The organism is Pleomorphochaeta caudata, assembly GCF_055395745.1.
On sequence record NZ_AP042458.1, the window covers coordinates 737,712 to 750,346 of the forward strand.

The 12,635-nt window shown below is 27.5% G+C and carries 12 protein-coding genes; 3 read left to right on the plus strand and 9 right to left on the minus strand.

The features are described from left to right. Nucleotides 1-131: 131 nt before the first annotated feature. Both ACZ5RS_RS03395 and lgt read right to left on the minus strand, forming a co-directional pair. Nucleotides 132-1,913: an aminopeptidase P family protein gene (locus tag ACZ5RS_RS03395; RefSeq protein ID WP_464637501.1), complete on the minus strand. Its 1,782-nt coding sequence runs from the start codon at nt 1,911-1,913 to the stop codon at nt 132-134. Continuing rightward, nucleotides 1,897-2,865, minus strand: coding sequence for a prolipoprotein diacylglyceryl transferase (lgt, locus tag ACZ5RS_RS03400; protein WP_464637503.1), 969 nt, complete (start codon nt 2,863-2,865; stop codon nt 1,897-1,899). Before lgt ends, ACZ5RS_RS03395 begins: the two co-directional genes overlap by 17 nt. Nucleotides 2,866-2,914: 49 nt before the next feature. Here lgt and ACZ5RS_RS03405 point away from each other — a divergent pair, with 49 nt between their 5' ends. Both ACZ5RS_RS03405 and ACZ5RS_RS03410 read left to right on the plus strand, forming a co-directional pair. Then, a complete protein-coding gene (locus ACZ5RS_RS03405) occupies nt 2,915-4,345 on the plus strand; it encodes a S41 family peptidase (protein ID WP_464637504.1) in 1,431 nt (476 codons plus the stop codon). Continuing rightward, nucleotides 4,346-5,104, plus strand: coding sequence for an RsmE family RNA methyltransferase (locus ACZ5RS_RS03410; RefSeq protein ID WP_464637506.1), 759 nt, complete (start codon nt 4,346-4,348; stop codon nt 5,102-5,104). A 26-nt stretch (nt 5,105-5,130) separates the two neighbouring features. Here the strand turns inward: ACZ5RS_RS03410 and ACZ5RS_RS03415 are convergent, their stop codons facing one another. The 5 genes from ACZ5RS_RS03415 to murA form a co-directional block, all read right to left on the minus strand. Further along, nucleotides 5,131-5,265 (minus strand): FeoB-associated Cys-rich membrane protein, encoded by a 135-nt coding sequence (locus ACZ5RS_RS03415; protein WP_464637508.1) that lies wholly within the window; start codon nt 5,263-5,265, stop codon nt 5,131-5,133. Between the two features lie 10 nt (nt 5,266-5,275). Next, nucleotides 5,276-7,312, minus strand: coding sequence for a ferrous iron transport protein B (gene feoB / locus ACZ5RS_RS03420; RefSeq protein ID WP_464637510.1), 2,037 nt, complete (start codon nt 7,310-7,312; stop codon nt 5,276-5,278). A 47-nt stretch (nt 7,313-7,359) separates the two neighbouring features. Beyond that, nucleotides 7,360-7,587 (minus strand): FeoA family protein, encoded by a 228-nt coding sequence (locus ACZ5RS_RS03425; protein WP_464637512.1) that lies wholly within the window; start codon nt 7,585-7,587, stop codon nt 7,360-7,362. A gap of 36 nt (nt 7,588-7,623) precedes the next feature. After that, nucleotides 7,624-7,836: a FeoA family protein gene (locus ACZ5RS_RS03430; protein ID WP_464637513.1), complete on the minus strand. Its 213-nt coding sequence runs from the start codon at nt 7,834-7,836 to the stop codon at nt 7,624-7,626. Between the two features lie 682 nt (nt 7,837-8,518). Further along, nucleotides 8,519-9,799: a UDP-N-acetylglucosamine 1-carboxyvinyltransferase gene (gene murA / locus ACZ5RS_RS03435; protein ID WP_464637515.1), complete on the minus strand. Its 1,281-nt coding sequence runs from the start codon at nt 9,797-9,799 to the stop codon at nt 8,519-8,521. A gap of 242 nt (nt 9,800-10,041) precedes the next feature. Here murA and metK point away from each other — a divergent pair, with 242 nt between their 5' ends. Then, nucleotides 10,042-11,196, plus strand: coding sequence for a methionine adenosyltransferase (gene metK, locus ACZ5RS_RS03440; protein WP_464637517.1), 1,155 nt, complete (start codon nt 10,042-10,044; stop codon nt 11,194-11,196). A gap of 36 nt (nt 11,197-11,232) precedes the next feature. Here metK and ACZ5RS_RS03445 read toward each other — a convergent pair whose 3' ends face one another. Next, nucleotides 11,233-11,811 (minus strand): hypothetical protein, encoded by a 579-nt coding sequence (locus tag ACZ5RS_RS03445; RefSeq protein WP_464637518.1) that lies wholly within the window; start codon nt 11,809-11,811, stop codon nt 11,233-11,235. A 134-nt stretch (nt 11,812-11,945) separates the two neighbouring features. Further along, nucleotides 11,946-12,596: an RNA-binding cell elongation regulator Jag/EloR gene (gene jag / locus ACZ5RS_RS03450; RefSeq protein WP_464637520.1), complete on the minus strand. Its 651-nt coding sequence runs from the start codon at nt 12,594-12,596 to the stop codon at nt 11,946-11,948. Nucleotides 12,597-12,635: the final 39 nt, after the last annotated feature.

Sequence of the window (12,635 nt, forward strand, 5' to 3'; positions counted from 1 at the left end):
ATCTCCTTATTTTATTTATTGATAATAATTTATTCATTTTTTAATAAAGATTATATAATATTTATATTTTAGTAAAGCTATTGAATTAAGCTCTCACTTAAAACAATTAGCTTTTACTTAATATCTAAACTTTATTTTTCCATTATTAATGGGCTAGTGGCTTCTTTTAAATATGTTAAAGATTCTTTTTCAACTGAATCTTTTAATTCTTCATATACCCATTTATGATATGAATTCACATAATTAATTTCTTTTTCACTTAACATAGAAACATTTATTAATTTCTTTTCATATGGACATAATGTTAATATTTCAAAATTTAAAAATTGTCCAAATTCTGTTTCAACATCATTTTGTACAGCAACTAAATTTTCGATTCTAATACCATGTCTTCCTTCTTTATAGATACCTGGTTCATCACTTATTACCATACCTTTTTGTAATGAATAATCATTAAAAGCTGGGGAAATCTTTTGAGGACCTTCATGAACACATAAGCGATGACCAACTCCATGACCGGTTCCATGATAATAGGTTAAACCATAATTCCATAAAAATTGTCTAGCTAAAACATCTAATTGATAACCCTTTGTTCCTTTTGGGAAAGTTTGTAAAGCTAAAGCAATATGACCCTTTAATACTAATGTATAATCTCTAATTTCTTCTTCAGTTGCTTCACCAAATAATAAAGTTCTTGTAATATCTGTGGTTCCACTTTCATAAGTTCCACCACTGTCTAAAACTAATAAACCATTCGCTTTAACACTCTTTGAGCTTTCTTCTGTTACACTATAATGACAAAGGGCACCATTATCTTGGAATCCAGAAATAGTATTAAAAGACAAACCTAAACACTCTTTATTTTTAAATCTATATCCCTCTAGAATTTTTGCAATTTCTAATTCTGAATATTCACCTTTTTCAAAATCAATATTTGCTAAGAAATTAACCAAAGCAACTCCATCTAATAAATGAGCTCTTCTCATACCTTCTAACTCTGTATCATTTTTACAAGCTTTTAATCTTGTTGTAACTTCAATTTCATTAATTACATTTAAATTAAAATCATTTATTAGTTTTTCAAATAAAGAATTTGTTTTTTGCTCATTAATTAAAATAGTTTTATCTTTTTCTAATAATTGGGATAATTTAGTTATTATTGATTCATAAGGATAAATTTCTAAATCTTTTTTTAAATTTTCTAAAATTGAAGAATCAAATCTATTATCATTTGTAAATAAATATGCCTTATCAGTTGTTACAAATAAATAAGAAATAAAAACAGGATTATAGGCAATATCATTACCTCTTAAGTTTAAGGTCCAAGCAATGTCATCTAATGAAGCGATTAATTCATAATCAGCCTTTTTTTCATTTAAATAAATCCTTATCATATTTAATTTTTGGCTTCTAGTAAAACCAGTTAATTCTACATTCATTTCAACAACTGGTTCTACAGGAATTTCTGCTCTATTTTCCCAAAACTCATCTAATAAATCTTCTGTTACTACAATATCAACATTACTACATTCTTTTTGGAAAGATTTTTTCTCATCGAGCATTAAAGTGTCTTTAGAAAAGCCAATTCTAGCACCCTTACTAAAAGTTTTATTAATAAATTCTTTTGGAGTAGGAGTATCATTAATTTCTTGTTTCATAACAATAAATTCAGAACCTTTAGTTTGTTTATCTGCTTGAATGAAATATCTTGAATCTACCCATAAATAAGCTTTATCTAAAGTAACAAGAACACTACCTGCACTTCCACTAAAATCAGAAATAAATTCTCTAGTTTTCCATCTGTTACAAACATATTCACTATTATGTGGATCCGTTCCATTTATAAAATAAGCATCAAGATTTTCTTTTTTCATTAATGCTCTTAGTTTAATTAACTTATCGTTTACTATCATTAAAAGCCTCCAAAGCTTTGTTATTAATTTTTTTTAATATTATGAATAATACAATTCCTGATAAAATCATAGCCAAACATAATATTTGTCCCATACTAAAATTAAAGAATGTTTCAAATATCGCTGGATTATTAGCTTTGTCATTAAATTGAATAATATATCCTAAATTAGAATCGGGTTCTCTAAAATATTCAATAAAGAATCTTATGAATCCATATCCTATTAAATACCAAGATAAAGTATATCCATTAAATTTTCTTTTTTTTCTTATTATAAACCACATGAATAAAAATAAAACAATTCCTTCAAAAAAAGCTTCATATAATTGTGAAGGATGACGAGGTAAATTTACAAAATCACCTAATACATAATTAATATTTAGTTTATCAGCAAAGTCTCTTACCCATTGATAATTTGTAGAAAATTGCTCTGCATGAGGAAATAAAACAGCTAAGGGACTATCACTAACTCTTCCCCATAACTCTCCGTTAATAAAATTTCCTAGTCTACCAAAGGTATATCCTAAAGGAATTCCAACACATAAAGCATCAGCTAATTCAAAGAAACTTCTTTTACTTTTTTTTGCATAAATCAAACCACCGAGAATAGCACCAACAAGACCTCCATGATAACTCATTCCAGGAAGTCCAATAAAACTGCCATTTCTAAAGGGCCAAAAAATTAACCAAGGATGCAACCAATAATAATTTGTTCCATTATATATTAGAACAGAAAATAATCTTGCTCCTAATAACAACCCAATTATACAAAACATAAAAAAAGACTGACTATCATCGGAATTAATTATTATTTCTTTTTTATTTGCTTGTATTCGAAAAATTATATACGTTATTACAAAAGCTATAACATACATTAAGCCATACCATCTAATTGGAAAATTAGGAAATATTTCAGGCCTTATCCATGAAGGAAAATTTATAAATATTAACATATTTCAAAGTTTACTTGCCTATTTAGGGGTGGTCAACACCTAAAGTTGTATGTATTATATTATTATGAATAAGTTTATAAAAATTTTTGTTATTTTAATTTTTTCAACAAGTATTTTATTTGCTAATGGATCAACAGATAACAATACAGATACAGCAGTTGTTAGCTCGCCTAACACTGAAATTATTCAAGACAATATAAATAATATTGCCTATCTTTATCAAGTAATAGATGCTTTATCTATAAATGAAATTGATAACGACAAAGCTTTAGAAGGAATGGCAAGCGGTCTTTTAGATTCCTTAGGAGATGAATATTCTTTCTATGTATCAGCAGATGAATCGGCAGAATATGAAGAACAATCTACAGGTCTATATTCTGGAATTGGTACTTATTTAACTAAGAAAAATCCTAAAGTTGTTGATACTAAAGAGGATAAAACAGAAAAAGATTATTATGTTAAAATCTCTTCACCTTTTCCTGGCGGTCCAGCCGATAGAGCAGGATTAAAAGCTAATGATTATATAACACATATTGATGGAGAAGCTGTTGATAGTTTAAATGCAACTGAAGCTTCTTTAAAACTAAGAGGAGAAGCTGGAACTCAAGTTGTAGTTACTGTATTAAGAGGTTCTAAATCTTTTGATATTACACTTACAAGAGCAACTGTTGAAACACCAACTACTGTAAAATCAATTATTAATAATCACATTGGTTATATTCAAATATATCAATTTACTCCAGGGACAGCTGAACAATTTACAAAAGATATAAAAGACTTACTAAAAGATAATATTGACAGTTTAGTTATAGATTTGAGAAATAATCGTGGTGGAGTTGTTGATGCTGCATTAAACATTGCTGATTTATTCTTAGCAAATGATACAATTTTAATAACACAACAAAAAGAAACATTACAAAACAGTGTTCAAATTACAAAAGCTACTCCAAATACAATAGTAAATGACAATTTTAAAATTGTATTATTAGTAAATGGAGGAACTGCCTCTTCCTCAGAAATTTTAACAGGCGCTTTAAAAGACAATAATAGAGCTTTAATTATTGGTTCTAAAACCTTTGGAAAAGGAATAATGCAACAAACCTTCCCATTTGGAAAAGGCTATGTACAATTCACAATTGCACATTATTTAACTCCAAATTCAATAGATATTCATGAAAAAGGCATTGAACCAGATATTGAAATTGAAGAAGAAATTTTCCAAGATGATGAAATTCCAATTTTTGAAGAACTAATGGAATCTAATAAAGTTATTGATTTTGTAGATAAAAACCCAATATATTCTTATGAAAATTTAGAAAAATTTGCTGATGAAATTAATAATGATAAATTAAATAGAACAGCTTTATTAATTCTTGTAAGAAATGAATATCTTTCAAGGATGGATTTTGAAGATCGTCCAGTTTATGATTTAGATTTAGATAAAGCATTACAAGAAGCTGTTATTCAATTGGAGAAATAAATGCGCCAATATGTTTTACCCAAATACTTTAAAGGCGATAGTGAATTTAAATTAAATAAAGAAGATTCTCAATATTTTATAAAAGTTCTACGTCTAAAAAAGAAAGATAAAATTTTCTCTAGAGATCAAAATGGAGTTCCATATCAACTAACTATTATGAGTTATGATAAAAATTCTTGTTTATGCAAAGTAGAAAAAATTAATGAGGGAGATACTTTTGAGACAACAGATACACTTCCTGAAATTAATGAGGAAAGACCTAAATTAAACCTTTTCCAATGTGTTTGTAAAGGAAAGAAAAACGAATCAATAATTAGAATGGCAACAGAATTTGGTGTTGAATCAATTACTTTAATTCAAAGTAAATTTTGTATTGCTAAAAAAGAATCATCAAATAATCAACGTTATGAGAAAATAATTAAGGAGGCAATTCAACAATCAGGATCTCCTGTAATTACAAAATTTAATGATGTAATTAATTTTAAAGATTTTATTAAAAATTTAGATATGCCTTTATTCTTTTTCCATCAAATATCTTTAGAAGAAAACTTAACATTAAAGGAAAAAGTTAATTCTATAGATCCTAAGAAACCAATTGGAATATTGATTGGGCCAGAAGGTGGATTAAGTGATGAAGAATGCTCATTATTATTAGAAAAAAAAGCTATTCCTGTAACCTTAAAAACAAATATTTTAAGAGCAGAAACAGCTTCTATTGTTGCTTTAAGTACTATACATACTTTATTAGTAGAAAAATAAATCCCACTAAAAAGTGGGATATTTTTTTATAAACCGCAGCCGCTACACCCGCCACTGCAACTTCCATCACAATTGTTATTGTTTTTATTTTTTTTAACAAAACTAACAATTCCAAAAATTACTATTCCAATTGCTACTATAGCAATAATCCAATTAATCATAAATGTCTCCTTAAAAACCAAATATGAGTCCTATAATTCTTACTATTAAGCCGACTATATAAGCGGTTAGCATCTGAACGCCAACACCACCTAAAGTTTTCTTAAAGGTTTTAAGTTCTCTATGCATTGCTCCTACTGCAGCAAAACATGGCATACACAACAAATTAAATAAGATATATGCAAAACCACCACTCTTTGTTGGTATATCTCTTTTTACAGAAGGTAAGGCATTACTATCACCACCTTCATTTAATATTTCATCATATATTTCTCTTGCAGTATCAATATTATAGACACCATCTTCAAAACCAGCTTCAGTTAATTCCTCAACACTTGCTGTTTTCTCATTAAAGTAATCACTTAAATAATCATCAGTAATATCATCTTGATAAACTTGTGCAAATGTTGTAACAACATTTTCTTTAGCAATCCAACCTGTTATAATACCAACTGTAGGTCTCCAACCATCGAATCCTAAAGGTTGGAAAATAGGGCTAATAACTCTACCAAAAGAAGCCATAAATGAATCATCCATTTGACTCATTACACTATTATCTTCATTGTTAGCTTTATTCACACCATTAAAAGAATTTACATTAAAGTTTGTTAAGAACCAAATTAAAATAGTTGAAGCTAAAATTATTGTTCCAGCTTTTTTTGCAAAACCTTTAACTTTTTCATAAGATCTTTGGAAAACTGAAACTAAAGTAGGTATTCTATATTGAGGTAATTCCATCAAGAAATTTGATGTAGCACCTTTATACCAAACTTTATTTAAAATTAAAGATACTATAATAGCGACTACCATAACTATGATATAAATTAAGAAAGTAATATTAGCCGCATAAGCAGGATTAAATAATATTGCTACAAATAAAGCAATTATAGGTAATTTAGCTCCACAAGGCATAAACGCTGCAATAATTGTTGTAATATGTCTATCTTTTTCTTCATCTAATGTTCTAGTTGCCATTATTGCAGGAACACCACATCCAAAGCCCATTAATAATGGAATAAAAGATTTACCAGAAAGACCAAATTTTCTAAATATTCTATCTAATACAAATGCAACTCTAGCCATATATCCACTATCTTCAAGAATACTCATGAATAGATATAAAACTAATACTAAAGGCATAAAGCCTACGATTGCACCGATACCACCAAAAATACCATCTATTACCAAGCCATGTGCCCAAGGCGCTGCATTTACTAAACCTAGAGCTACTAAATTAGTTAAAGCCTCCCAAAGGAATTCTACCCAGCCTGCTAGCAATACACCTAAACCAGGAATACCCATAAAGAATAAATTTTCACCTAAACTAATTTGGAACAATAAATACATTATAACAGCAAAAATTGGTAAACCAAAAAGTCTACTTGTTAATACTCTATCTAATTTACTACTTCTTGTTTCTTCAGTTTCTTTTTTTATATTCTTTTTATAAGATTTTTTTACAACAGATGTAATTTTTTCATATCTTGCATTTGCAATACCTTCGTCATCTAAATCTTTTATTTTATCAAACAATGGTAGTTTTTTTGGTGTAATTTTTTTCTCGATAGTTTCTTGCACTGCTTCATATAATTCTGAAACACCTTTATTAATTCTTGCAGATATTTTTACAACTTTAACACCAAATTCTTTCTCTAAAAAAGAAGAATCAATTGATTCCCCTCGTTGTTCTAATTCATCGCTCATATTTAGTGCAATAACAGTTGGTACGCCTGTTTCTAAGATTTGTAAAGTTAAGTATAAATTTCTTTCTAAATTTGGAGATTCAACGATATCAATAACACAATCTGGCTTTTCATCTACGATATAGTCTCGTGCAATTTTTTCTTCTGCACTATAAGGAGATAAAGAATAAGTACCTGGCAAATCTAGAATACTATATTCTGTATGTTTCTTCCAAACACCTTCTTTTTTATCAACAGTAACACCAGGCCAGTTTCCTACGTGTTGTTTAGATCCTGTTAAAATATTAAAAAGAGTTGTTTTACCACAATTAGGGTTACCAGCTAAAGCTAAAGTATATTTACTCATGATTAATCCTTTTTTTATTATTCTTTTCTTATATATTTATATTTATTCTATTCAATAAATTTGATTTCAATTGCACTTGCTTCAGATTTACGCAAGCTTAAATTGTATCCTCTTAAACGAATTTCTAAAGGATCTCCAAGAGGAGCAACTTTAACTAGTTGAACTTCAATTCCTGTTGTAATACCCATATCTAATAGTCTATGACGCAACACGCCTTCAGTTCCAAAAGACAATACCTTACCCTTCTGTCCTGGCTTTAGATCACATAAAGTCATACATAATACCTCTCATAAAAAATGTAATTAAATTTATTAAGCAACTTGGATTAAGTGTGCTAACCCTTTATTTAACGCTAATCTTGTTCCTTTGACTTCTAAAACTAAGCCCATATTATTCATATTAATAATTTTAACAGAATTTCCAGGAACGAACCCCATAGATAATAAGCGATCTTTTAATTCGGATGAAGCACTAATTGACACAACCTTTTTAGATTCACCCAAGCCTAACATTGATAATGGCATACAAAATCTCCTCCGTTAGATACAACTAACTTTAGTACATTAATTATGTTAGCCTTGTATAATAAAAAAGTCAATAATATAAAGCAATTTTATTTGTTTTTTTAATTTCTTATATAATAAGTAATTAGCAAAAAATATTAAAAATATTAATATTTTTTTTTAATAATTTAAATGTTTTATAATATTTTTCTTTGTTATTTTAAGTTAATTTATTAATTTATTTTTTACTAAATAATTTTTATATAATTAAAAATTATTATATTATATAAATTATTATAGGATAAATAGTTACAAGTGTTTATATTTATATATGAGTAGAATAAATATCACAACATACACCCTAAAAAAACATTTTTTAGGGAAATAATATTTTTTACACACTTAGACTCTTTTTTTAATAAAATTTTGTGGAAAAGTTAATTATATTATATGTATATATATATAATAATTCTTATATAACATTTATTGTAATTCTATAATTATCTATTTAACTATAATAGTTATAGACTACACTTAACTTATTATACTATAAAGAATTAAGTATTTTTTATAATCTTTTATTTTACACTATAAAGTGTTAAAAAAGTGTTAAGCACAATATTAACTTAACATATGTTCTTGTTGTGGAAAACTTGTGGATAACTTTTATAAAGCAAACAATTTTTACTACTTTTTACGAAAATTAGGCTTTCGTAATATCAATTCCGATACTACCTAACTTACTTTCTAAATTTTCGTAACCTCTTTCGATTTGATAAATATTTTGAATTTCACTTTTACCGTCACTACAAGCTGCGGCAATTACTAAAGCCATTCCAGCTCTAACATCAGGACTTGTTACTATTGCTGGTTTTAATTTAGTGGGACCATTAACTATAGCTCTATGAGGATCGCATAAAATAATATCAGCACCCATTCGAATTAACCAATCAATAAAATACATTCTTGATTCAAACATCTTTTCATGAACTAAAATTGATCCTTTCATTTGTGTTGCACAAACACTTATTATAGACAATAAATCCGCTGGAAAACCAGGCCAAGGAGCATCATCTATCTTATTAGTTAGACTACTTAAACTTTTTTGTATTAATCTAGATTGTTTATTTGGAATGATTATTTCATTTTTTCCACTATGAACAAAATTAATTCCTATTTTATTAAATCCTAATGAAATACTATTAAAAATTCTATTTTCTACATTTTTTAATAATAATTCTCCTTTTGTAGCTGCTGCAAGCCCTATCATAGATCCAACTTCCATATAGTCACAACCTATCTCAAATTCACAACCTTTTAATTTTTTAGAACCTTTTATTCTAAGTAAATTTGAACCAACCCCTTCTATATTACAACCCATTTTAATTAATAAATTACATAAGTCTTGTATATGAGGTTCACATGCAGCATTTTCTATTATACTTTCATTAGGATTTAAAGCACATGCCATTAAAATATTCTCAGTAGCAGTAACTGAAGCCTCATCTAAAAAAATATGATTACTTTTTATTTTTTTACATTCAACAATTAAATTACCGCTCTCTGAAATTTTACTTTCACAACCTATATAAGAAAATCCTTTAAAATGGGTATCAATTCTTCTAAGTCCTATTACATCTCCACCAGGAGGTGGTATTTCAACTTTGCTTTGAGTAGCTAAAAGCGGTCCCATAAACAAAATAGAACCTCTAACTAATCCTATTTCATTTTTATTAAAGATTCCTTTACGAGAACCACTTTTTATTCTTAAAGTATTATTATTTTCTTTTATAATTGTCGTTCCTATATCTTCTAATAAATTACACATTACTTGAACATCTTTTATATCAGGAACATTTTTTAAGACTATTTCTTCATCAGTTAACAGAGTTGCCGCTAATAGAGGTAATGCTGCATTTTTATTACCACTAATTTTTATCTCGCCAAATACTGGTTTTCCACCATTAATAATATAAGAACACATAGCAACTCCCTTTAATTTAAAATTATTATAGCATAAAATTTTTAATAAAATTATATTTTTTACCCAAATTGTATGTTTTGTCCCTTTACCAAAATCACTTTTATCCATATTCTTATTTTAACGTCGATTTGATAGCTCCCAGCTTGCGGACGAAAAACTGCTAAAGAGGGAATAAATAATATCTTAATAAATTTTATTTCCCCTTCCCCAGTTAGATAAATAATAATAAGGAAGGTCATTTTATGATTTCTAATTTAAATAACCATATTTTTACTTCAGAAAGTGTAAGTGAAGGACATCCAGATAAAGTATGCGACCAAATAAGTGATGCAATTCTTGATGCCTGTTTAGCACAAGATTCTCTTTCAAGAGTAGCTTGTGAAACTTTGGCAACAACAGATACTGTTATAGTTGCTGGAGAAATTACAACAAAAGCAAACATAGACATTGATTCAATAATCAGAGATGTAATTAAAGATATTGGTTACACAGATAAAAATAGTGGATTCAGTTATGATACAGTAAAAATAACTAATTTAATTCATTCACAAAGCCCAGATATTTCTCTTGGTGTTACAGCTGAAACTAGTTTATTTAACGAACAAGGAGCAGGGGACCAAGGTATGATGTTTGGTTATGCTTGTAATGAAACGGAGGAATATTTACCTCTTTCTGCTGTTTATTCTCATAAATTATTAAAAAAGGCTGCTGAGCTTCGTAAAAACAAAGTAGTAGATTTTTTACGCCCAGATGCAAAAAGCCAAGTATCAGTTGAATATGATAAAGATAACAAACCAATAAGAATTACTGCAGTTGTTATGAGTCATCAACATTCAGAAAATATAAGTAGAAATGAATTAGAAACTTTTCTAATTAATGAAGTAATAAAACCAACATTAGAACCAACTAATTTATTAGATAAAGATACAAAATATTATATTAATCCTACAGGAAGATTTGTAATTGGTGGTCCAAATGGTGATACAGGCTTAACTGGAAGAAAAATTATTGTTGATACATACGGTGGTATGGGAAGACATGGTGGTGGAGCTTTTTCCGGTAAGGACCCATCAAAAGTTGATAGATCAGCTGCATATATGGCAAGATTTATTGCTAAAAATTTAGTAGCAAATAAACTTTGTGATAAATGTGAAGTCGAATTAGCTTATGCTATCGGTGTTTCTTCACCAATTTCAGTTTTTGTTAATACTTTTAATACAAGCAAATATCATTATAAAGAGTTAGAAGAAATTGTAAGAAATAATTTTGATTTAACTCCAAAAGGAATTATAAAAACTCTAGATCTTTTAAAACCAATTTACAAAGCAAATGTTAATTATGGACATTTTGGTAATAAAGATGTTAGTTGGGAAAAAATTATTAAACTTAACTATTAATTAATTCATAGTGCTACTTCAATTGAAGTAGCATTTTTATTTTATAACTGAATATTCAATATCAATATCAGATGAATACAAACCAGAAGGTAATCTTTCATTACCTTTCCAAGCTAAAATAAAATTAGTTTCAATAGTATTCTCATCAAAACTATGATTTCCTTTAGGTATATTTATTACTTTTGTAAATTGATAATTATAATTAGGTATATTTAAATCCGATATTTCTGGAGAAAAGGCATTTACATAAAGATTAGTATCTATATTTTCTGTTTCAGTTCCTGACATTCCAATAAATTTCTGACCATTAATCTTTAATTCTAAAAAGCTATCAATTTCTTGATTTCCTTCAATTATTATACGAAATTCATTAGTTCTACCTGCTTTTGAAATATCAAATCTCTCATTATCATTAGTCAAAATATTTAAATCATTCTCTAATTTTTCATCATCATAATATAAACTAGCAACATAATTTTGCTTTTTGACTTCACCTAAAACAATAATTCTTATATTTTCATTTTCTCCTTGGAGAGTATTTGTTTCAGCAAAAACTAATAACTTAGAAACAAATATAACAACAACAAAAAGCAAAAATACTTTCTTTTTTTTCATAAAAAGTCTCCTAATAAAAACTTTTATTAAACACAAAACACATTATAAATTTATTACATGCTCTTATCTGCTGTCAATAAAAAAAAGAACTAATAAAAATATTAGTTCTTTTGGATTTGTTTTTTTTTCAACAATTATTTTATAGGAATAATTCTAATTTGCTTATATAAACTATCACCTTCACTTTTTGTTTCAATACCATCAAAATCATTTAAAGCTGTATGAATTAATCTTCTTTCAAAAGGATTCATTGGTTCTAGTAATCTGCTTCTACCTGTTTTCTTTACTTGTTCAGCAGATTTATAAGCCATTCTAATAATTCTTTCTTCATGACGTAATCTATAATTTTCACTATCAATAATTACTTTTTGATCCTGGTCTAAACGGCCAACAAAAACATTAGTTAATAATTGAATAGAATCTAAATTTTTTCCTTTACGTCCAATGATAATTGAAGAATTATCACTTTCAATATTTAGTCCTAATTTTCTTTCTTGTCTAAAATTAACACTAACTTTCGCTTCATACCCCATTTTAGTTATTAAGGTAGTTACAAAATCAACTACTTTTTGTTCAAAATCACTGTTTATTGGAGCATCATTTAAATCAGTTTTTTCTTCATTTCCATCATTATAATAAATCTTTATTCTAACGTTTTTCTTAAAAAAACCTTTTCTTTTTGGAGGAAGAATTTCCACATCAAAATCTTCCCTTTCTATTTGAAGCTCTTCAACAGCTTTGGCTATAGCTTCTTGTTCGCTACGTCCTTCAAATTCTCGAGTCATATATTTCTCCGTCGCAGATAAGACAATTAAGTCTCCTGC

Excerpts from the sequence above, each read along its gene's own strand:
- ACZ5RS_RS03395 (WP_464637501.1), bottom strand. The coding sequence starts at position 1,913 with ATGATAGTAAACGATAAGTTAATTAAACTAAGAGCATTAATGAAAAAA.
- lgt (WP_464637503.1), bottom strand. The coding sequence starts at position 2,865 with ATGTTAATATTTATAAATTTTCCTTCATGGATAAGGCCTGAAATATTT.
- ACZ5RS_RS03405 (WP_464637504.1), top strand. The coding sequence starts at position 2,915 with ATGTATTATATTATTATGAATAAGTTTATAAAAATTTTTGTTATTTTA.
- ACZ5RS_RS03410 (WP_464637506.1), top strand. The coding sequence starts at position 4,346 with ATGCGCCAATATGTTTTACCCAAATACTTTAAAGGCGATAGTGAATTT.
- ACZ5RS_RS03415 (WP_464637508.1), bottom strand. The coding sequence starts at position 5,265 with ATGATTAATTGGATTATTGCTATAGTAGCAATTGGAATAGTAATTTTT.
- feoB (WP_464637510.1), bottom strand. The coding sequence starts at position 7,312 with ATGAGTAAATATACTTTAGCTTTAGCTGGTAACCCTAATTGTGGTAAA.
- ACZ5RS_RS03425 (WP_464637512.1), bottom strand. The coding sequence starts at position 7,587 with ATGACTTTATGTGATCTAAAGCCAGGACAGAAGGGTAAGGTATTGTCT.
- ACZ5RS_RS03430 (WP_464637513.1), bottom strand. The coding sequence starts at position 7,836 with ATGCCATTATCAATGTTAGGCTTGGGTGAATCTAAAAAGGTTGTGTCA.
- murA (WP_464637515.1), bottom strand. The coding sequence starts at position 9,799 with ATGTGTTCTTATATTATTAATGGTGGAAAACCAGTATTTGGCGAGATA.
- metK (WP_464637517.1), top strand. The coding sequence starts at position 10,042 with ATGATTTCTAATTTAAATAACCATATTTTTACTTCAGAAAGTGTAAGT.
- ACZ5RS_RS03445 (WP_464637518.1), bottom strand. The coding sequence starts at position 11,811 with ATGAAAAAAAAGAAAGTATTTTTGCTTTTTGTTGTTGTTATATTTGTT.
- jag (WP_464637520.1), bottom strand. The coding sequence starts at position 12,596 with ATGACTCGAGAATTTGAAGGACGTAGCGAACAAGAAGCTATAGCCAAA.